We start from the raw sequence: 18,684 nt of genomic DNA on the forward strand, positions 1-18,684 counted from the left end.
ACACCTCCATCCAGCGCTGACCTGCGCTGTCATCTCGCAGCGGTCACTTTGACCGCTGGCAGATGTCAAGGCTAGCCCTAACGCCGTCGAGTCTTACCTCTATCTCTATTTGACAGCCACTGCACTGCCGTGCTCTCATGGCGTCAGCTCAGATAGAGCTATCTGAAACTGACTCGGAGGCCAGATCATGCGAGACATCCCGGTGAACCTTGGCGGCTACAAGCTGACCGTGGTCGAGCCCCCTGCCCCGAAGATGCGTGAGGACGCCAACGGCGCCCAGGTGCCGGTGACCGATCGCGATGGGGCCACGCAGTTCACGGTGTCACTGTTCGCGAAGCTGCGGGTCAAGCCCGGTGAGAAGGCCCCGAAGGGCGAGGAGATCAAGGTGACCCTCGGGACCGACCCCGGCCCCGACTTCGGGGAGGACGCCCGGGTGGAGCTGATCGACGCCCGCGTGACCCCGTACCAGATGGAGACCGCCGGGCGGGTCAACGCCGGGCTGGCCTGGCGGGCCATGGGCCTCAAGCACGCCCCCGCCCCGGCACCGCGCCCGCAGGGCGACAAGTAGCACCACCCCGGGCCTCACGGCCCGGCATCCCGGCGGCCTGACCGGCCGGTCTCGGGCACGGGGCAGCCGACCCTTTCTCTCGGCGAAACCAGCAGCAATTCCGCAGTGGCTGCCCCCTGCCCGAAACAGCCCGCCCACCACCAGGAGACCCGCATGAACGCCACGAACTTCTGCCCGGACTGCACCGGGTCCGGGGCCTGCGATACCTGCGACGGCTACGGCACCACCCCCGACACCCACCCCGGCGCAGGCGATGGCCACACGTGCCCGACCTGCCCCGGTGACGGCGTCTGCCCGGGCTGCCACGGCACCGGGACCCCCTGCACCGCAACCACTCCCATGGAGACGTCATGCCACTGACCAGCACTGGCCCTCGCGCTCAGCACGGCCGCCGCCCCACTCACGGCGTCGGGCGACTCGTGCGCCGCCTCGACCGCGAGCGCCGCCGTTTCCTGCACGCCACCGCCCCGGAGGTCCCCACCGAGCAGGCGTGGCGGGCCGGGGTCGCCGAAGGGCTGCGACTCGCGCAGCTCGCCATCCGGAAGGGAGTCTGACCATGCACCGTCCCAGCAACCGCCCGTCCCTGCGCCATCATCGCGAGGTCGTCCGCCACTCGTCCCGGCCCGTGGGCGGCGAGTTCCGGGGCCTGGCCTGGCTGGTCCGGCATCCGCTATTCGCGCTCGTCCCGACCGCCCTCATCGCCGTGTCGGTGATGATCGGGGCGATGCCCACGGCGGCCGCGCTCGGGCTCCTCGCGTTCGTCGTGGTGGTGTGGGGGCGGCTGCACCCGCCCTCCTTCGACCGGTGGGCGGCACCGACGTTGCGGGCGTTCTGGCGGCGCTGGACCGCCTACCGGGGCCGGCGTTGGGCCACGCTGCTCGCCGACTGCGGTCTCGCCCAGACCAACCACCACACCGGCCACATCAACGCACCCCGCATCCTGCGGGTCCGCTCCGCCACCCCGTCCATCGACACCCTGCGGGTACGGATCACCCGAGGGCAGGACCTGACGCTCTGGGCGGGACGCACAGAGCCCCTGGCTGACGCCCTGCGTGCGCATCGGGTCGCGGTGGCCCGACACAAGCCCGGCGTCCTCACCGTCGTGGTGGAGCGGGAGATGCCGTTCCGGTTCCCGATCCCCGCCCCACCCATTCCCGACTCTGTCGAGTCCGTCGACCTGGGCGCGCTGCTCGTCGGCCAGGACGAATACGGGCACGGGTTCACCCTGCGCCTGCCCGGCCGGCACGTCATCGTCGGCGGCGGCACCGGCTCGGGCAAGAGCGGATTCATCTGGTCACCCCTGTGCTCGATGGGCCCCGCGATCCGCGACGGTCTCGTGCGGGTGCACGTCATCGACCTCAAAGGCGGAGCCGAGACCCAACGCGGAGCCCCGCTGTTCCACCGCCACGCCACCACCCCGGCCGACGCCATCGCCCTGCTCACCGACGTCCGCGACGAGATGAAGGCCCGCCAGGCCCACATGGCCGAGCACGGCCTGCGCCGCCTCGACGTCAGCGCCGAGTTCCCGCTCGACGTGGTGATGATCGACGAAATGGCGATGCTCACCGCCTACGGCGAACGCACCGACGTCCGCGACGCCCTGCGACTGCTCGCCGAGATCCTCACCCAAGGCCGCGCCTGCCTCACCAGCGTCATGGGCTACGTCCAGGAACCCACCAAGGACGTCGTCGACGTCCGCGAGCTGTTCACCACCCGCATCTGCCTCGGCGTCACCGCCTCCTCCCACGTCGACATGCTCCTCGGCGACGGCGCCCGCGAACGCGGAGCACTGGCCGACCAGATCCCCGGCGACCCCGACCACGCCGGAATCGGCTACGTGATCGACCAAGCCTCCCGGCTCCCGATCCGGTTCCGCGCCTGCCTAGTCACCGACGACGACATCGACCAGCTCGTCCAGCGATGCGCTCCGCCCGCCCCGCCGACCCTGCGCGCGGTGGATGGGGAGGTGGCCTGAATGTGGGCCGTCACCGGATGGGCCGCCGCGACCTGGCTGCGCGTCAACCTCGCCCTCGCCGCCCTGCTCGGAGTGCTGTGGCTCGTGCTCGGCACTGGCTCCGGATGGTTCTGGATCGCTGTCGGCGGGGCGGTCCTGGTCGAGTACCGGGCGACGAGAGCCCTGGCCGCTGAGTGGGGCGCTGAGGCCCGCTACACCTGGTGGTGGACCCGATGACCCGCCTCCCCAAGCAGCGGCGCGAGGTCGACGGCCAAGCCCTGCTGTTCGACGACGACACCACCGACCGCGTTCTGCGCGACGCCCACGACCCCGGCTACGTCCTGGTCGGAGTGTCGGAGTCGGTGCACACCCGCCACGTCGGCACCCGGGCCGCCGAGCACGCCATCCCCGTCCGCCCCGACGTCGCCACGACCGTCCACCAGCTCATCGCCGCCGGACGCCTCGTCCACGGGTCGCGGATCTCGGTCACCCTCGACGGCCGGGCCGAACCCGAACCCGCCGTCACCGTCGACGTCGCCTCCACCGCCACCGGGGAGGCCGCTGAGGGGCCGGTGCGGGTGTTCGTCGACGTCGTCCGCCCCGGACACGGCCTGGTCACCGCCGACGCCTTCACCGGCGCCATCGTCCGCGACGGCAGCGCGTACCTCGTCGAGACCGACACCGGGCACGTCATCGGCCGGGCCCGTTCCTTCCGCGCCGGCGCCGAACGCCTCGCCCGCCACCACGGGCTGCGGGCGGACTCGGTCGAGATCGACCACGAACACAAGGACTACGCACGATGAGCGACCTCGACCTCACCACCCGGCTGCGCGGGTTCGACTACCCGGCCTGGCGCGCCCGGATGGAAGCCACCGGCGGCTGCGCCCACCCCGTCCGGCTCCGCGGCTCCTCCACCATCACCACCACCGACGGCACGGTCCTGACCCAGCGCTCCGGGGAGGTGTGGGCGCCGTGCGGGAACCGACGCGAGACCGTCTGCCCGGCCTGCTCAGACCGCTACGCCGCCGACGCCTTCCACCTCATCCGCGCAGGACTCTCCGGCAAGGAACGCGGCATCCCCGCCACCGTGACCGACCGGCCCCGGGCGTTCCTCACCCTCACCGCCCCGTCGTTCGGGCCGGTCCACACTCGACGGCTCACCACCCGCGGCAAGGTCATCCCCTGCGCCTGCGGGGAGTACCACCGCGAACCGGACCCGCGGCTCGGGGGCGCGATCGACCACGACTCCTACGACTACGTCGGCGCGGTGCTCTGGCAGGCCCACGCGGGCAAGCTCTGGGCCCGCTTCGCCATCGCTCTGCGCCGGGCCCTCGCCGCACGGCTGGGCGTCTCCGGCCGGGAGTTCGGCAAGATCGCCCGGCTGTCCTACGCCAAGGTCGCGGAGTACCAGCGGCGCGGGCTCGTGCACTTCCACGCCGCGATCCGCATCGACGGCCCCGACGGACCCGCTGATCCGCCACCGGCCGGGCTGACCGCCGAGGCCCTGCACGACGCCGTGCGCGAGGCAGCGGCCGCGACCGTCCTGGACGTCGTCCGGCCCGACGGGACCGCCCTGGCACTGCGCTGGGGCGCCCAGCTCGACCTGCGCGAGATCACCCCCACCGCCCACGACGCCGTCACCGACGAACACGGCGAGATCACCGACTCCCGCCTCGCCGGCTACATCGCCAAGTACGCCACCAAGGGCACCGGCAAGACCGACGGCCACCCCGACCGCCCCATCCGGTCGCTGGCCCACCTCGAGCAACTGAGCCTCGCCGAGCACCACCGACGGCTCATCGAGACCGCCTGGCACCTCGGCGGCCTCGACGCCTACCGGGAACTCAACCTGCGCAAGTGGGCCCACATGCTCGGATTCCGCGGCCACTTCCTCACCAAGTCCCGCGCGTACTCCACGACGTTCCGCGTGATCCGCGGCGAGCGTCGGGCTTGGCGGCTCACCGAGCAGCTCGCCGAGCTGGGCCACCCCGCCGACGAACCGGTGATCGTCGTCAACACCTGGGCGCTGGTCGGGATCGGCCACCACACCGACACCGACCGCGAACTCGCCATCGCACACGCCGAACGCATCCGAGAGCAGCGCAGGACCACGAGGGGGACGTCATGAGTCAGCAGAGCAGCCCGGCTATCGCGCGCGTCTTCCTCACCGTCGAGGAGGTCGCGGAGGCCCTGCAGATCGGCCGGACCCGTGTGTTCACGCTGCTCGCCGCCCGGGAGATCACCTCAGTGAAGATCGGCAACCTGCGCCGCATCCCGGTCGACGCCGTGCACGAGTACGCCATGCGCCTCGTCCAGCTCGAACGAGAGGCGAGCTGATGTCCGCTGGGAAGAAGCGCGCGAACGGCGAAGGCTCGATCTACAAGCGCGCCGATGGCCGCTTCGTCGGGTCGGCAGTCGTGCCGGTCTCGGGTGGTGGTCGCCGCCGCCGCTACGTCTACCGCGATACCCGCGCAGACGCCCGAGAAGCGCTCGACGACCTGCTCCGCGACGCGAAAGCAGGCGTCCGACGTCCGCTCAAGCGGCAGACGCTCGGCGAGTACCTCGACTACTGGCTCGAAGAGGTCGTGAAACCCGAGCGGCGGCCCACCACTTATGCGGGCTACGAGACGATGGTCCGGGTCCACATCAAGCCCGTGCTCGGCACGAAGAAACTCGACGAGGTGGGACCGGCGGAGGTCCGGAAGCTGTTGGCCGTGCTGCGCGACAAGGAGACCACGGGGCGCGGGGGCGGACCCCGGAAGCTCTCGCCGCGCATGGTCCAGTTCGCCCACGCAGTCCTGCGTAACGCGCTTTCCAACGCCGTCCGCGAGGAGCTGGTCGGCCGCAACGCCGCGAAGCTGGTCAAGATGTCGAACCCCGAGTACGACGTCGGCGCCGGCCTCGACCCGATCGCCGCCCGCGCGCTGCTCAAGCACATCGCCGACGACCGCCTGTTCGCGCTCTACCTCTGCGCGACCGTGCTCGGGATGCGGCGGGGGGAGCTGCTTGGGCTGACCTGGGATGCGGTCGACCTCGACGGGCACCGGCTCGTGGTTAGGCAGTCGCTGAGTTGGGTGCGCGGCCGCGCCGTCCTGCTGCCGCCGAAGACTCGCGCCTCGCGCCGGGTGATCCCACTGCCGGAGGTGGTCGTGACTGCGCTGCGCGATCACGCGAAGAAGCAGGAGGAGGAGAAGGTCACCGCTGGTGACGCCTGGGAGGACACCGGGTTCGTCTTCACCACCCGCCGCGGCGCCGCCATGTCGCCCTACACGCTCGGGAAGTACTGGCGGGACCTGCGGGACGCCGCGGGCCTGGGAACGCTCCGCTTCCATGACCTCCGCCACACCGCTGTGTCCCTTCTCCTCGCGCTCGGCACGCCTCCTCATATCGTCCGGGAAATTGCAGGACACAGCGACATCAAGGTGACGATGACCGTCTACGCACATGGTCAACTTGCGGAAAGGGCTGACGCGCTGTCACGGCTAGACAGGCTCTTTAAAGATAGTACTAGTGGCATCGCGACTACAGTGCTTCCTGGAACAAGCGACCTTGATATTTGACTTCACCTTAATATGAGGAATTATACAAATTCTGCCTTATTGTCGGGCAGTCAACGTTACGGGTGTCGACCACAGACGACGCGGGTTCCCGCACGTCTACTCACCCGACGTTGCGACACGCATGGGACCAGGGTTGCCGTCAACGCGCTCTAGACGGGCGGTACAGGATGATCATGCGTTGATCGCCTGGACGGTTGTCCAGCACCCGCGGCTGGTCCGGATCCACTCTGGCTTGAACTGCTCCACCGACATCTCCGAAGCTCTGAGGCGGAGGATCGGGAGTTGGCTGCTAGCGTTCGCCTCTCAGACTCGAATCGCGGCAGCCGAGGAGCCAGGTGGACAGGCCACAGACGAGTTCGCACACGGCGAGACCCCCGAGCCTTCCCTCGGTAGTGGCGGTCGAACAGGCAGGCAGCGCTGGATTAGGCGGGCCACATGGCGACGACCGCGGCGGGCCCGTCAGCGAAGCAGACAGGCTGGCACTGCTCCTCACCGACTACCAGATTGCCCGCGAGGACGACCGAACATCTTACGGATCAGTCGTCGCGCTCGGGAGTCTGGCTGTAGCGCTTCTTGCCGGGTTGGCCGCTGTGGTCGCTGGCGACTGTAGGTTCCGTGGGGATAAGCTCCAGTGCTTCACTCTGGCAGATCCGATCCTGGCATTCCTCCCGATCCTGCCACTTATTGTGATCGCGTTCGTTCTCATGCTTAGCATAATTTCAACGACCCGCAGCTTCTATATGCGCAGCCTGGAAGGGGAAATCCGGCTCCTCGCATCTACGCCTTTGACTAGCACTCCCACAATCCTGGTCCCCTCGGCAATCGAGATTACGCAGGGTGTGATTAGCCCGTCCCGCGGCCGCAGCGGATACAGGGCGCTCTTGATTCTTTCGATCGGCGGCTGCATTCTGACATATGCTGGCCTAACAATTGTACTGCTTGCTAATGTTAGCCTTCCCTGGCTTTTCTCGACTGCGCCCGTATACGCATTAGCGCTCATTCTACTTGCGCGTGAGACACGCATAGCGAATACCGGCGGTCGTCGCCTCTTCGACCGCGGTGTACTCGCTGCGACAACCAACGGGTATCCCCGATTTGACCCTCGCCAGACCATCCGCACGAGAGTGCAACGACCGGGGAGATCACTCGCGAGCTATCTCGCACTGCCACGAACTCAGGAAATTATCAAGTTCCTATTCGTGCCCTTTGCGTTCAGCCTAGGGCTTTTGCTTCGACTAAACCCCGATGTGACCACCAACCCTCTGTCAGTATCAGGGTGGTGGATCTTCTTGGCATGGCTCGCATTCGAGTATCTATGTTACCAAGCTCGGTATCAAGTTAACGATATTCGTGGCCTAGAGGCGGACCTCAACCACCCCAATAGCAGAGTCCGCGGGCGATTGCCGGCGGATACTTACGGCACGGGCCGGGCATTGAGGGCGAGCATACTTGTCATTCTTGCACGAGTCGGTGGATTCGTGATCTTCTGCGTTTTGGCTCCGAGCAGCGTCGGTGCGCCATTAGCAATTTGCGGTGGCGCGGCATGGGCGGTGGGCCTGTTGTATGAGGCCGCCCGAACCACCCCGAAAAGACTAAGGCGCTTTGCCCCTAGCTCGGATGGCCTTCCAGGACCCCAGCTCAAGCTGCGTAGCAGCATAGTCTGGCTGCTGTCAGGGGCTGGCTATGCCATTCGCGTTGGCCTGGGCCTGAGCCTGGCCGGCCTCAGCCTTCTATCGCCTACTGCAATCCTACTGGTTATTGCGACATGGGCCCTGGGCATACAGTTCGTCACAATCTGCTGGACGTTAGAAGCGATCGGCCATACATGGCAGGCTGGGAACGCATACTTCGTCGCAACGCTTAAGTTTCCGAGCCACCCAAGTCGGGCGCTGACCTCGAAAGCTCACCTCTACTTCCTGCCCACCTTGGCTGGTGCCAGGATCGGGGTCGCAGAACCACCATTAGGTAAATTTTCTGATATCCAAGCCGACAAGATCCGATTTCTGTTGCACAGCCGAAAAGTTCTGACGCCATGGACGGTGGCAACGGTTGTCGCGATTGCAGCCGCCACCTTCTCGACTCTACTACATGAAAGCGCCTCGGCAGCGGCGGTCGCCACGGTAGCACCCACTCTGCTTTTTCTTTCCCTAAACATCTTCACGCATGACGGAAAGAAGCGCTGGATAGCAGCCGCTGCCGCAGTCGTCGCGGTATTTGTGATCAATATGTTCTTGTTCCCGGCCGACTGGATCTGGCTTTCTGCGTCAATCCTCGCTGCAGCGCCGGTCATAATCTTTACTTACTTCACTGCTGCAACCTATGCAGACCTACGCGACTTTCCTGTGAAGGTCGGTAACGGCATAGCAGCGGCGCGATATGTAGGCCTGATTTTTACGGGAACTACGCTCAGATTCTTGCTTGGAAAACGAGCGTACATCGAGTTGCTTCCGCGCATGAGGCGGGCGGTTCTCACCGCACATCGGGCACGAACTGAGCGCCGCCTAAGGCGACAGACGACAGCAGCCTGACCGCTGAGTCGGCCGGACGTACTCTCAGCCGGCGATAAGTGCGAGGTAAATAATCCCCAGCCGTATGGCCGCCGCTAGCCTGATCACATGCCTGCTCAGCAGCCAAGCCATGACCCGCGGCGTGTACGCGGGGCTGAAGATGGGGTTGCTGTCAACGGTTGCTGTCAACGCTGCGTTATAAGAGGTCTGAAGATCAGTAATCATGCCTCTGACCTGGCGGAAGCGGGGGGATTCGAACCCCCGGTCACTTTCGTGACGCTCGCTTTCAAGGCGAGTGCATTCGGCCGCTCTGCCACGCTTCCGGGGCGGAGCCTACCGCTCAGGTGATCGTGCGGAGACCGTCGACCACGCGGGTCAGGAAGTCGGCGGCCTGGGCGCGTTCGCGTTCGTCCAGCAGGTCGACCATGTAGCGGCGCACGCCTTCGACGTGGGTCGGGGCGGCCTGCTCCAGGCGGGTGCGGCCCTCGGGGGTGAGGCAGGCGAAGATGCCGCGGCCGTCGGAGACGTCCCCGTCGCGGCGGACCAGGCCGTTCTTCTCCATGCGGGAGACCTGGTGGGAGAGCCGGGACTTGGACAGGGCGAGGGTGTCGGCCAGCGTGCTCATCCGCAGGCGGCTGTCCTCCTGCTCGGAGAGCACGACGAGCACTCCGTAGTCCATGTGCGAGATGCCGTGGCGGACCTGTAGGTCCCGGTTGAGCCGATGGTCGAGCATCGTGGAGGCGACGACCCAGGCGCGCCAGAAACGCATCTCGCCCTCGTCGAGCCACTGGGGGGACGCCGCTGCTCCTTCCGACACGCTCCGTAGCGTAATCGTGTCGTGTCGACCTGATCGCCCCGGTGTGGTGGGATCTCGTCGTCCGCCCGCCGGTGATCCGGCCGGGTACTGCGAGGAGGAGCACGATGCGGTTCGACGAGAACGCCGAGCTGGACACGTCGAACATCGACGACCTCCGCCGCGGCGGGGGCGGAGGCGGAGGCATCGGTGGCCGCGTCGCGATGGGCGGTGGCGGCCTCGGCATCGTCGGGCTGATCCTCTTCTTCCTCGTCTCCGCGCTCGGTGGTGGCGGCAGCACCAACGGCGGCGGGTTCGCGCTGCCGGACGGCCTGTCCGGGCTCTCCCAGGGGCAGACGGCGGACACCACCGAGATCGCGCAGTCCTGCCGGACCGGCGCGGACGCCAACCGCAGCATCGACTGCGAGGTGACGGCGGTGGTCAACTCGCTCGACGGCTACTGGTCCGACGCGTTCGCCCGGGCGGGCCAGACCTACCAGCCGCCCCGCACCAACTTCTTCTCCGGCTCGGTGAACACCGGCGGCTGCGGCAGCGCCACCTCGGACGTGGGCCCCTTCTACTGCCCCGCCGACTCCGAGGTGTACATCGACCTCTCCTTCTTCCAGGAGCTCGAGTCCCGGTTCGGGGCGCAGGGCGGCCCCTTCGCCCGCGCGTACGTCATCGCGCACGAGTACGGCCACCACATCCAGAACCTGCTGGGCACCAACCGGCAGGTCCGGGCGGGGGACTCGGGCCCGACGTCCGGCTCCGTGCGGCTGGAGCTGCAGGCCGACTGCTACGCGGGGGTGTGGGGCAACCACGCCACGAGCACGCCGACGGCCTCGGGACGGCCCCTGATCGTCGACGTGAACCAGGCCGACGTGAACGCCGCCCTCGACACCGCCGAGCGGATCGGGGACGACTTCATCCAGTCCAACCTCGGCGGCGGCCGCGTGGACCAGAGCCAGTTCACCCACGGCAGCTCCGCGCAGCGCGAGAAGTGGTACACCACCGGTTTCCAGACCGGCGACCCCGCGCGCTGCGACACCTTCAGCACGAACAATCTCGGCTGAGCAGCTCCAGCGCCTCGCAGTCGCAGCGCGCGCCCAGGGCCCGCAGCCCTGCGGCCAGCGGGTCCCAGGGCACCCGGCGCCCGCGGGCCCACCGCGCGCTCTCCCGCAGGGTTCCGGTGCACGCCCGGCTGCGCAGCGCGCCCGCGAGGTGGCGGTGCAGGTCCGCGGCGTGCGCGCCGAGGGCGACGGACAGCAGGTGCGGCCAGCTCGCGGGGCGGTCGGGGTCCGAGTCGGTGGTCATGGGGGCGACGGTCCGGTGGAGCACCGACGGTTCCGGTGGTCACGGGCGCTGGGGCGGCCGAGCTGTCCACAGGGTCGCCGCGGGTGCTCGGTGAGCCCGAGCCGGCACGTTTCGTGTGCGCAGTGCTGTCCGCACCACGCTCACGGCACACAAACCGCGATCACGCGACGCTGAGCGCACGAAACGTGCCGTCGTGGCCCCTCACCCCGCCCCGAGCAGGCCCGCCAACTCCGCGGTGTGACCCTCGACCTCCAGCGGCCAGTCCGGGCGGCGGAACGTGGCCGGGGTGAGCCGCAGCCGCAGGTTGCGGGCCGGTTCGCCGCGCGGGGAGTGGATCTCGAAGCCGTCCGGGACGTACCCGAGCTTCTCCGACACGCGCAGCGACGCGGCGTTGTCCGAGAACGCCTCCGAGCGCGCGTGCCGCGCGCCCAGCAGGTCGAACGCGTACCTCAGCACGGCCGCCCGCATCTCGGTGCCGATCCCCCGCCCCTGGGCGGCGAGGCCGAGCCACGAGCCGGAGGCCACCTCGCGGCACACGCCGAACTCGTCCGCCCGCAGGGTCTGCACGCCGACGACCGCGCCGTCGACCCGCACCAGGAAGTGCAGTGCCCACGAGCTCGGCGCGAACCGGGCACGCTCGCCCCAGAAGTACTGCAGCGCGCCGCGCCCCAGGTAGCGCGGGTCGGCGTCGGTCCAGGGCTGCAGGAACGGCATCCGGTCCGGTGGGTGGACACCCCGGTAGGCGACGTCGACGAGCTCGGCGAGGCCCGCGTCGTCGTCCGGGCGGAGCTCGAGCCGTGGGGTGCGCAGGACCAGTGCCGACTGGGGCCAATGCATCGTCCCAGTGCACACCACCGCGCGAGCGAATAGCGTCCGCACCATGTACGCGATCACGGTGGCGGAGCCGGGCGGCCCGGAGAACATGCGGTGGACCGAGGTCGAGGACCCCAAGGCGGGTCCGGGCGAGGTGGTGCTGGACGTCGTCGCCTCGGCCGTCAACCGCGCCGACCTGCTGCAACGGGAGGGGAACTACCCGCCGCCGCCCGGCGCGTCGGAGATCATCGGCCTGGAGTGTTCGGGCCGCGTCGCCGAGCTCGGACCGGGGGTCGAGGGCTGGAGCGTGGGCGACGAGGTCTGCGCCCTGCTCGCGGGCGGCGGGTACGCCACGAAGGTCGCGGTGCCCGCCGCGCAGCTCCTCCCCGTGCCCCCCGGCGTGGACCTGACGACGGCGGGCTCGATCCCCGAGGTCGCGTGCACCGTCTACTCGAACGTCCTGATGAAGGCGGGGCTCGCCGCGGGCGAGACCTTCCTGGTGCACGGCGGCAGCAGCGGCATCGGCACCCACGCCATCCAGGTCGCCAAGGCGCTCGGCGCGCGGGTCGCGGCCACGGCGAGCCCGACACGGTTCGACGTCTGCCGGGAGCTCGGGGCGGACATCGTCCTCGACTACGACGGCGACGTCCCGGCCGGGCTGAAGGACGCGACCGACGGCCACGGTGCGGACGTCATCCTCGACAACATGGGCGCCAAGGGGCTCGCGGCGAACGTCTCCGCGCTGGCCGTCGACGGGCGGCTGATGATCATCGGGATGCAGGGTGGAGTGAAGGCCGACCTGAACATCGGCGCGCTGCTGGTCAAGCGGGCGAGCGTCACCGCGATGGGGCTGCGCGGGCGGCCCGTCGACGGACCCCAGGGCAAGGGGGCCGTGGTCAGCGGCACCCGAGACGTCGTCTGGCCGCTGTTCGGCGAGGGCAGCGTGCGCCCGGTCGTGCACGCCCGCTTCCCGATGTCCGACGCCGCGGAGGCGCACCGCACGCTCGCCGCGGGGGGCGTCATCGGCAAGTTGTTGCTGCTCGCGCCATGATGGGGACATGACGGCACCACAGGACGAGAACGAGGGACAGCACCAGGTCATGGTCATCGGGCCGGACGGGCGCCCGGTCGGCATGGCCGCGGTGCCCCAGGGCTCGGAGTCCGAGGAGTCCGAGGACCAGGGCATCGGCGGCATGGTCGAGCAGCCCGCCAAGGTCATGCGGATCGGCACCATGATCAAGCAGCTGCTCGAGGAGGTGCGCGCGGCGCCGCTGGACGAGGCCTCCCGCGCCCGGCTCCGCGAGATCCACGAGAACTCGATCAAGGAGCTCGAGGAGGGCCTGGCGCCCGAGCTGCGCGAGGAGCTGCACCGGCTGTCGCTGCCGTTCACCGAGGACTCCACCCCCAGCGAGGGCGAGCTGCGGATCGCGCAGGCCCAGCTCGTCGGGTGGCTGGAGGGGCTGTTCCACGGCATCCAGACGGCGCTGTTCGCCCAGCAGATGGCCGCCCGCGCGCAGCTCGAGCAGATGCGCCGCGGCCTGCCTCCGGGCATCGGCGGCGCGCAGGTGCCCGGCGGGATGCCGGAGGGTGGCGGCAGGGGCACCGGTCAGTACCTGTAACGCACCCGTCGGTACCCTCGTCGGGTGGCCGTGACCGTGGACGACAGCACCGCCGGGCGTGAGCGCTCGGCGTGGGGTGACGCACCCGGTTCCCGCAGCTGGGCGCGGGCGTTCGGCGATCTGTCGGCGGGGTGGCGGCAGCGGCAGCTGTGGGGTCACCTCGGCTGGCAGGACATCAAGCAGCGCTACCGCCGCTCGGTGCTCGGGCCGCTCTGGATCTCCATCTCGATGGGCGTCATCGCCCTCGGGCTCGGGATCCTCTACTCGCTGCTGTTCCAGACCGACATCAAGACGTTCCTGCCGCACGTCGCGGTCGGGCTGTTGATCTGGAACTTCATCTCGGGCTGCATCCTCGAGGGCAGCGAGGTCTTCATCGCCAACGAGGGACTGATCAAGTTCCTGCCGGCGCCGCTGTCGCTGCACGTCTACCGCCTGGTGTGGCGGCAGACCCTGTTCTTCCTGCACAACCTCGTGATCTGGGCGATCCTGATGATCGTCTTCCCGCACCCGCTGGGCTGGTCGCTGCTGTTGGCGATCCCCGGGTTCGCCCTGCTGGCGATCAACGGCGGCTGGATCTCGATCCTCTCCGGCATCCTGGCCACCCGCTTCCGGGACATCCCGCCGATCATCGCGAGCGTCGTCCAGCTGGCCTTCTACATGACGCCGATCGTCTGGTCCGTCGACATCCTGTCCGGCAACGCGGCGGTGCGCGAGCGCGCCCGACTGGTGGAGATCAACCCGCTCTACCACTTCCTGGAGATCGTGCGGGCGCCGCTGCTCGGCCAGGAGATCGTGTGGCGGTCCTGGATCGTCGTCGGCGTGATCACCGTGGTCGGCTGGGGTGTCGGCCTGCTCTGCATGCGCAACTACCGGGCCCGCGTGGCGTACTGGGTGTGAGTCTCCTGAGCACAGAACCGAGCATCGACCTCGACGGCGCCTGCGTCGACTTCCCGATCTTCGACGCGAAGACCCGGTCACTGAAGAAGTCCGTGTTGGGCCGGGCGGGCGGGCGGATCGGCACCGAGTCCAAGGTGCCCATCATCGAGGCGCTCCGCGACATCTCGATCGGCCTGCGCAAGGGCGACCGGGTGGCGCTCGTCGGGCACAACGGCGCGGGCAAGACCACCATCCTGCGGCTGATGGCCGGCATCTACGAGCCCACCCGCGGCCGCGCCCGCGTGCAGGGCAAGGTCGCGCCGATCTTCGACCTCGCCGTGGGCATGGACCCGGAGATCTCCGGCCTGGACAACATCATCATCCGCGGGCTGTTCCTGGGCATGACCCGCAAGGAGATGGAGGCCCGGGTCGACGACATCGCGGAGTTCACCGAGCTCGGCGACTACCTGTCGATGCCGCTGCGCACCTACTCCACCGGCATGCGGGTGCGGCTCGCGCTCGGCGTCGTGACCAGCATCGACCCGGAGATCCTGCTGCTCGACGAGGGCATCGGCGCCGTCGACGCGGAGTTCCTCGCCAAGGCCAGGGGCCGGCTGAACGAGCTGGTCGAGCGCTCCGGGATCCTGGTGTTCGCCTCGCACTCCGACGAGTTCCTCGCCGACCTGTGCGACACGGCGATCTGGATGGAGCACGGCACGATCAAGGAGTTCGGCCCGCTGCGCGAGGTGCTGCACCACTACAAGGGCCGGGACGTCCTGGCGTGACTCTGCCCCAGGGTTCGGTGGTGGCGGTCGTCGTCACGCGGCACCGCACGGAGCTGCTGGTCGACTCGCTCGCCGCGATCGCGAAGCAGACCCACCCGGTCGCGCACCTCATCGTCGTCGACAACGGGCCGGACCAGCCCGCCCGCGAGGTCGTCGAGTCCTGCGGGGTGCCCGCCACCTGGCTGCCGTCCTGGCACAACCTCGGCGGCGCGGGCGGGTTCGCGCTCGGCATCCTGCACGCGCTCGCCCTGGGCGCGGACTGGGTCTGGCTGGGTGACGACGACGGGCACGCCGGTTCGTCGACCGCGCTGGAGTCGCTCCTCGACGTGGCGATCCGGCGCGACCTGGCCGCCGTGTCCCCGGTGGTCGCGGACAAGGCGGACCCGGAGCGGCTGGCCTTCCCGCTGCGCCGCGGGCTGACCTGGCACCGCACGCGCAGCGCCCTCATGGCGGGGGACGGCGACCCCGAGCTCCTCCCCGGCATCGCGTCCTTCTTCAACGGGGCGCTGCTGCGGGCGTCCACGTTCGACGTGATCGGCGTGCCGGACCTGCGGCTGTTCGTCCGCGGGGACGAGGTGGAGTTCCACCGCAGGCTGGTGCGGTCCGGTCTGCCGTTCGGCACCGCGCTGGAGCCCACCTACCTGCACCCGCAGGGCGGTGAGGAGTTCAAGCCCATGCTGGGCGGGCGGCTCCACGCCCAGGACCCCGAGGACGCCACGAAGCGGTACTACACCTACCGCAACCGGGGGTATCTGATGAGCCAGCCGGGCATGCGGCGGATCGGCCTGTTGGAGGTGCCGCGGTTCGCTTGGTACTTCCTGGTGACCAAGCGTTCGCCGCGCGAGTTCCTGGGGTGGCTCCGGCTGCTCAACCGGGGGCGCGCGGAGCGGTTCCACCGGGCCGATACCCTCTGACACCGTGACGGCCACCGAGAACGCCCCGGCGCAGCGCGGGCTCGTCGCCCAGCTGCTGCGGTTCGTCGCGGTCGGCGGGGTCTCGGCGGTGGTCGACTTCGCGGTCTACCACCTGATCCTCGCGCTCGAGGCGCCCACCTGGCTCGCCCGCGCGATCTCGTTCATCTGCGGCACCACCACGGCGTACTTCCTCAACAAGCGGTTCACCTTCGGCGAGGCCGCGGGCGGGCGGGGCAGGCTCGCCGGGTTCGTGCTGCTCTACGGCACGACGTTCGGCATCGCCGTCGGGGCGAACGCGCTGGCGCTGTACCTGCTGCCGGACATCGCGTTCAAGGCGTCGATCGCCTGGGTGATCTCGCAGGGCACCGCCACCGCCATCAACTTCGTGATGTTGCGCTGGGTGGTCTTCCGGGCTCGGTGAGCCTCCGGGCTCCGGCCTCCCTCTTCCACTGCCAATGACTTTGCGCTACAAAGTAGCTATCACCGCAGAGTTGTTGGGGGAACCGTGAACGAGATGTCCGCCGCGGACGCGCTCGAGATCATCCGCAGTCAACAGGCCGACACCGCGACCCGGATCGAACCGAAGGTCGCCTACTTCTTCCTGATCTGGGGCGCGGCCTGGCTGGTCAGCGGGCTGTTGTACTTCTTCGCCCCCGGCGCTGTCGCGACGTGGGGGACGATCGGCGCCGTCGCGGTCGGCGGCGCCCTCAGCGCGGCCGTCGGCATCCGGAGCGGGCGGGGGATCGCGGGCGGCTCGGCGCGCCAGGGCAGGCTCTACGGCCTGACCTTCCCCGTCGCGATGCTCGGGGCGGGCGCCCTGGTCGGCGCGATGGCCGGGCCGCTCGACCTGCCCGCCGAGGCGGTCGGGGCGCTGGCCCCGGCGCTGTTCGCCTTCACCGTCGGAGCGCTCTACGCGGTCAGCGGCGCGGTGTGGAACTACGTGGCGAACCTCGTCACCGGCGTCTGGATCCTGGCGGTGGGGGTCGCGTCCGCGTTCGTGGGCGTGCCGGGGAACGCGCTGGTCCTGGGCGTCGGCGTGGGTGGCGCGCTGCTCGTCGTCGGCGTGTGGGAGCTGCGGAGGTGACCGGCGTCCCGCAGCTCGACCCGGTCATCCACGCACAGGCCCGGCTCCGGGTGACCGCCACCCTCGCGACCCTGCCCGAGGGGGACCGGATCACCTTCCCGCGGCTGCAGGAGCTGCTCGACATGACCGCGGGCAACCTCTCGACCCATCTGCGCAAGCTCGAGGAGGCCGAGTACGTGCTGATCACCAAGACCCACGAACGCCGCACGCCGGTCACCTACGTGGAGCTGACCCGGCGCGGCAGGCGGGCGTTCGAGGAGTACACCGAGTCGCTGCGCGCACTGCTGGGGGGCACGCCGTGATCGCGACGGCGTCCGGTGTGCGCAAGAGCTTCGGGACCACCACGGCGCTCGACGGGGTGGACCTGCACGTGGCCCCCGGGGAGCTCGTCGGGCTGCTCGGGCCGAACGGCGCGGGCAAGTCCACGCTGATCAGCCTGCTCGTCGGACTCCGCAGGCCGGACTCCGGGAAGGTCACGCTCTTCGGCGGCGACCCACGGGTCGCGGCGAACCGGCGCGCGCTCGGGACGACCCCGCAGGAGACCGGTCTCCCGCAGACCCTGCGCGTCGGCGAGGTGCTGGACTTCGTGTCCGCGCACTACCCCGATCCCGCGCCGGACGTGCTGGAGCGCTTCGGACTGACCGGACTGGAACGCCGGCAGACCGGTGGCCTCTCCGGCGGGCAGAAGCGCCGGTTGGCGGTGGCGCTCGCGTTCGTCGGCCGGCCCCGGCTGGTCGTGCTCGACGAGCCGACCACCGGACTGGACGTCGAGGCACGCCGGACCCTGTGGGAGGGCGTCCGCAGCTTCCACGCCGAGGGCGGCACGGTCCTGCGGACCAGCCACTACCTCGAGGAGATCGAGGCGCTCGCCGGGCGGGTCGTGGTCGTCGACCGCGGGCGGGTGCTCGCCGACGGACCCCTCGCCGATGTCCGCGACAAGGTCGCCGTGAGCCGGGTCTCGCTGCGGTCGGCGATCGCGCCGCCGCTGGACGGGACCGTGCACAGCACGCGCGACGGCGACCGCTGGGAGCTGCACACCCCCGACGCCGACGCCCTGGTCCGGGCCCTGGTCCACGCGGACGTCCCGTTCACCGACCTGCAGGTCCGGCCCGCGTCCCTGGAGGAGGCCTTCGTGTCGATGACCGCGCCGTGAGCGCCCCGTCCATGACCGTCCTGCACTGGCGCTACCTCCTGCTCGAACAGGTCCGCGTACCGATCGGGCTGGTGTCCGCGGCGGCGTTCCCGGCGCTGTCGCTGCTGTTCTTCGTGGTCCCGTTCGACTACGGCGCCGCGGACGAGACCGCGGCCGTCGTCGGGTTGTCCGTGTTCGCGGTGATGTCGAGCTTCCTGTTCACCTTCGGGGTCGGGGTGGCGGACGACCGGGAGCGGTCCTGGGACCCGTACCTGCGCACCCTGCCGGTGGCGGCCTGGCCGCGGATCGCGGGCCGGATCCTGTCCGGAGCCACGTTCGCCCTCGTCGCGATCATCCCGGTGATCGTGGTCGGCGCACTGTTCACCCAGGCGACGGCCACGGTCCCGCGGTTGGTGCTGGGGATCGTGGCACTGGTCGTCGCCGGGCTGCCGTTCCTGCTGGGCGGGCTCGCGATCGGCTACTCGCTGCCGGTCAAGGCCGCCCTGCCCGTCACGCAGCTGATCTTCTTCCCGGTCGCGTTCGCGGGCGGGCTGCTCCTGCCGCCGCAGCTGTTCCCCGGGTGGCTGGAGGCGATCTCGCTGGTCACGCCCGCCCGCGGTGCGCGCGAGCTGGTGGTGTGGGCGGTGCAGGACACCGCCCCGGACACCCTGGCCCTGGTCGTCCTCGCAGGCTGGACGGTACTGACGGCCGCCCTCGCCGTCTGGGCCTACCGCAGGGACGAGGGCCGCCGATTCCGCTGACCGT

At 69.7% G+C, this 18,684-nt stretch carries 23 protein-coding genes and 1 tRNA gene; 20 read left to right on the forward strand and 4 right to left on the reverse strand.

Annotated elements, in window-relative coordinates; translation table 11 throughout:
• Nucleotides 1-187: 187 nt before the first annotated feature.
• From L3X23_RS23900 to L3X23_RS23940, 9 genes are all read left to right on the forward strand, one after another.
• Nucleotides 188-568, forward strand: coding sequence for a hypothetical protein (locus L3X23_RS23900; protein WP_237194686.1), 381 nt, complete (start codon nt 188-190; stop codon nt 566-568).
• 350 nt (nt 569-918) lie between these two features.
• Nucleotides 919-1,122, forward strand: a complete 204-nt coding sequence (locus L3X23_RS23905) for a hypothetical protein (RefSeq protein WP_237194687.1) — start codon at nt 919-921, stop codon at nt 1,120-1,122.
• Nucleotides 1,123-1,124: 2 nt separating this feature from the next.
• Complete coding sequence (locus L3X23_RS23910) at nt 1,125-2,543, forward strand: FtsK/SpoIIIE domain-containing protein (RefSeq protein ID WP_237194694.1); 1,419 nt, start codon at nt 1,125-1,127, stop codon at nt 2,541-2,543.
• Nucleotides 2,544-2,759 carry a hypothetical protein gene (locus tag L3X23_RS23915; protein ID WP_237194696.1) on the forward strand — a complete coding sequence of 72 codons (216 nt, stop codon included), beginning with the start codon at nt 2,544-2,546 and terminating at the stop codon, nt 2,757-2,759.
• Entirely contained in the window at nt 2,756-3,325 is a 570-nt protein-coding gene (locus L3X23_RS23920) for a hypothetical protein (RefSeq protein WP_237194698.1), read from the forward strand. Before L3X23_RS23915 ends, L3X23_RS23920 begins: the two co-directional genes overlap by 4 nt.
• Nucleotides 3,322-4,650, forward strand: coding sequence for a replication initiator (locus L3X23_RS23925; RefSeq protein ID WP_237194700.1), 1,329 nt, complete (start codon nt 3,322-3,324; stop codon nt 4,648-4,650). Before L3X23_RS23920 ends, L3X23_RS23925 begins: the two co-directional genes overlap by 4 nt.
• Nucleotides 4,647-4,859 (forward strand): excisionase family DNA-binding protein, encoded by a 213-nt coding sequence (locus L3X23_RS23930; RefSeq protein ID WP_220186841.1) that lies wholly within the window; start codon nt 4,647-4,649, stop codon nt 4,857-4,859. Before L3X23_RS23925 ends, L3X23_RS23930 begins: the two co-directional genes overlap by 4 nt.
• Nucleotides 4,859-6,082 (forward strand): site-specific integrase, encoded by a 1,224-nt coding sequence (locus L3X23_RS23935; protein WP_237194702.1) that lies wholly within the window; start codon nt 4,859-4,861, stop codon nt 6,080-6,082. The genes L3X23_RS23930 and L3X23_RS23935 overlap by 1 nt, the downstream gene beginning before the upstream one ends.
• Before the next feature lie 1,478 nt (nt 6,083-7,560).
• Nucleotides 7,561-8,610 (forward strand): hypothetical protein, encoded by a 1,050-nt coding sequence (locus tag L3X23_RS23940; protein ID WP_237194703.1) that lies wholly within the window; start codon nt 7,561-7,563, stop codon nt 8,608-8,610.
• Between the two features lie 214 nt (nt 8,611-8,824).
• Here L3X23_RS23940 and L3X23_RS23945 read toward each other — a convergent pair.
• Together L3X23_RS23945 and L3X23_RS23950 are read right to left on the reverse strand one after the other, a co-directional pair.
• Nucleotides 8,825-8,912, reverse strand: a tRNA-Ser gene (locus tag L3X23_RS23945).
• A gap of 17 nt (nt 8,913-8,929) precedes the next feature.
• The gene (locus L3X23_RS23950; protein ID WP_237194704.1) at nt 8,930-9,406 is read right to left on the reverse strand and encodes a MarR family winged helix-turn-helix transcriptional regulator; all 477 of its coding nucleotides are present in this window, start codon (nt 9,404-9,406) and stop codon (nt 8,930-8,932) included.
• 104 nt (nt 9,407-9,510) lie between these two features.
• Between L3X23_RS23950 and L3X23_RS23955 the strand changes: the two genes are divergently transcribed.
• Nucleotides 9,511-10,455, forward strand: a complete 945-nt coding sequence (locus L3X23_RS23955) for a neutral zinc metallopeptidase (protein ID WP_237194705.1) — start codon at nt 9,511-9,513, stop codon at nt 10,453-10,455.
• On the opposite strand, the gene L3X23_RS23960 is transcribed toward L3X23_RS23955, so the two are convergent.
• Together L3X23_RS23960 and L3X23_RS23965 are read right to left on the reverse strand one after the other, a co-directional pair.
• Nucleotides 10,433-10,696: a DUF2695 domain-containing protein gene (locus L3X23_RS23960; RefSeq protein WP_237194706.1), complete on the reverse strand. Its 264-nt coding sequence runs from the start codon at nt 10,694-10,696 to the stop codon at nt 10,433-10,435. The genes L3X23_RS23955 and L3X23_RS23960 overlap by 23 nt on opposite strands.
• A gap of 201 nt (nt 10,697-10,897) precedes the next feature.
• Nucleotides 10,898-11,533: a GNAT family N-acetyltransferase gene (locus tag L3X23_RS23965; protein ID WP_093081402.1), complete on the reverse strand. Its 636-nt coding sequence runs from the start codon at nt 11,531-11,533 to the stop codon at nt 10,898-10,900.
• 43 nt (nt 11,534-11,576) lie between these two features.
• Between L3X23_RS23965 and L3X23_RS23970 the strand changes: the two genes are divergently transcribed.
• From L3X23_RS23970 to L3X23_RS24015, 10 genes are all read left to right on the forward strand, one after another.
• The gene (locus L3X23_RS23970) at nt 11,577-12,560 is read left to right on the forward strand and encodes an NAD(P)H-quinone oxidoreductase (protein ID WP_237194707.1); all 984 of its coding nucleotides are present in this window, start codon (nt 11,577-11,579) and stop codon (nt 12,558-12,560) included.
• Between the two features lie 7 nt (nt 12,561-12,567).
• Entirely contained in the window at nt 12,568-13,128 is a 561-nt protein-coding gene (locus L3X23_RS23975; protein WP_093081164.1) for a bacterial proteasome activator family protein, read from the forward strand.
• Between the two features lie 30 nt (nt 13,129-13,158).
• Nucleotides 13,159-14,025, forward strand: coding sequence for an ABC transporter permease (locus tag L3X23_RS23980; protein ID WP_237198109.1), 867 nt, complete (start codon nt 13,159-13,161; stop codon nt 14,023-14,025).
• A 5-nt stretch (nt 14,026-14,030) separates the two neighbouring features.
• Entirely contained in the window at nt 14,031-14,789 is a 759-nt protein-coding gene (locus tag L3X23_RS23985) for an ABC transporter ATP-binding protein (protein WP_093081392.1), read from the forward strand.
• Between the two features lie 2 nt (nt 14,790-14,791).
• The gene (locus L3X23_RS23990) at nt 14,792-15,703 is read left to right on the forward strand and encodes a glycosyltransferase (protein ID WP_093081387.1); all 912 of its coding nucleotides are present in this window, start codon (nt 14,792-14,794) and stop codon (nt 15,701-15,703) included.
• A gap of 4 nt (nt 15,704-15,707) precedes the next feature.
• Nucleotides 15,708-16,124, forward strand: coding sequence for a GtrA family protein (locus L3X23_RS23995; RefSeq protein ID WP_237194708.1), 417 nt, complete (start codon nt 15,708-15,710; stop codon nt 16,122-16,124).
• Between the two features lie 84 nt (nt 16,125-16,208).
• The gene (locus L3X23_RS24000) at nt 16,209-16,787 is read left to right on the forward strand and encodes a hypothetical protein (RefSeq protein ID WP_237194709.1); all 579 of its coding nucleotides are present in this window, start codon (nt 16,209-16,211) and stop codon (nt 16,785-16,787) included.
• On the forward strand, nt 16,784-17,089 hold the full coding sequence (locus L3X23_RS24005; RefSeq protein WP_093081148.1) for a transcriptional regulator: 306 nt from the start codon (nt 16,784-16,786) through the stop codon (nt 17,087-17,089). Before L3X23_RS24000 ends, L3X23_RS24005 begins: the two co-directional genes overlap by 4 nt.
• Complete coding sequence (locus L3X23_RS24010) at nt 17,086-17,940, forward strand: ABC transporter ATP-binding protein (RefSeq protein ID WP_237194710.1); 855 nt, start codon at nt 17,086-17,088, stop codon at nt 17,938-17,940. Before L3X23_RS24005 ends, L3X23_RS24010 begins: the two co-directional genes overlap by 4 nt.
• Nucleotides 17,937-18,680, forward strand: a complete 744-nt coding sequence (locus L3X23_RS24015) for an ABC transporter permease (RefSeq protein ID WP_237194715.1) — start codon at nt 17,937-17,939, stop codon at nt 18,678-18,680. The genes L3X23_RS24010 and L3X23_RS24015 overlap by 4 nt, the downstream gene beginning before the upstream one ends.
• The last annotated feature ends 4 nt before the right edge of the window (nt 18,681-18,684 follow it).

It is taken from the genome of Pseudonocardia sp. WMMC193 (genome assembly GCF_021728735.1).
Classification (GTDB): domain Bacteria; phylum Actinomycetota; class Actinomycetes; order Mycobacteriales; family Pseudonocardiaceae; genus Pseudonocardia; species Pseudonocardia oroxyli.

Excerpts from the sequence above, each read along its gene's own strand:
- L3X23_RS23900 (WP_237194686.1), top strand. The coding sequence starts at position 188 with ATGCGAGACATCCCGGTGAACCTTGGCGGCTACAAGCTGACCGTGGTC.
- L3X23_RS23905 (WP_237194687.1), top strand. The coding sequence starts at position 919 with ATGCCACTGACCAGCACTGGCCCTCGCGCTCAGCACGGCCGCCGCCCC.
- L3X23_RS23910 (WP_237194694.1), top strand. The coding sequence starts at position 1,125 with ATGCACCGTCCCAGCAACCGCCCGTCCCTGCGCCATCATCGCGAGGTC.
- L3X23_RS23915 (WP_237194696.1), top strand. The coding sequence starts at position 2,544 with ATGTGGGCCGTCACCGGATGGGCCGCCGCGACCTGGCTGCGCGTCAAC.
- L3X23_RS23920 (WP_237194698.1), top strand. The coding sequence starts at position 2,756 with ATGACCCGCCTCCCCAAGCAGCGGCGCGAGGTCGACGGCCAAGCCCTG.
- L3X23_RS23925 (WP_237194700.1), top strand. The coding sequence starts at position 3,322 with ATGAGCGACCTCGACCTCACCACCCGGCTGCGCGGGTTCGACTACCCG.
- L3X23_RS23930 (WP_220186841.1), top strand. The coding sequence starts at position 4,647 with ATGAGTCAGCAGAGCAGCCCGGCTATCGCGCGCGTCTTCCTCACCGTC.
- L3X23_RS23935 (WP_237194702.1), top strand. The coding sequence starts at position 4,859 with ATGTCCGCTGGGAAGAAGCGCGCGAACGGCGAAGGCTCGATCTACAAG.
- L3X23_RS23955 (WP_237194705.1), top strand. The coding sequence starts at position 9,511 with ATGCGGTTCGACGAGAACGCCGAGCTGGACACGTCGAACATCGACGAC.
- L3X23_RS23960 (WP_237194706.1), bottom strand. The coding sequence starts at position 10,696 with ATGACCACCGACTCGGACCCCGACCGCCCCGCGAGCTGGCCGCACCTG.
- L3X23_RS23965 (WP_093081402.1), bottom strand. The coding sequence starts at position 11,533 with ATGCATTGGCCCCAGTCGGCACTGGTCCTGCGCACCCCACGGCTCGAG.
- L3X23_RS23970 (WP_237194707.1), top strand. The coding sequence starts at position 11,577 with ATGTACGCGATCACGGTGGCGGAGCCGGGCGGCCCGGAGAACATGCGG.
- L3X23_RS23975 (WP_093081164.1), top strand. The coding sequence starts at position 12,568 with ATGACGGCACCACAGGACGAGAACGAGGGACAGCACCAGGTCATGGTC.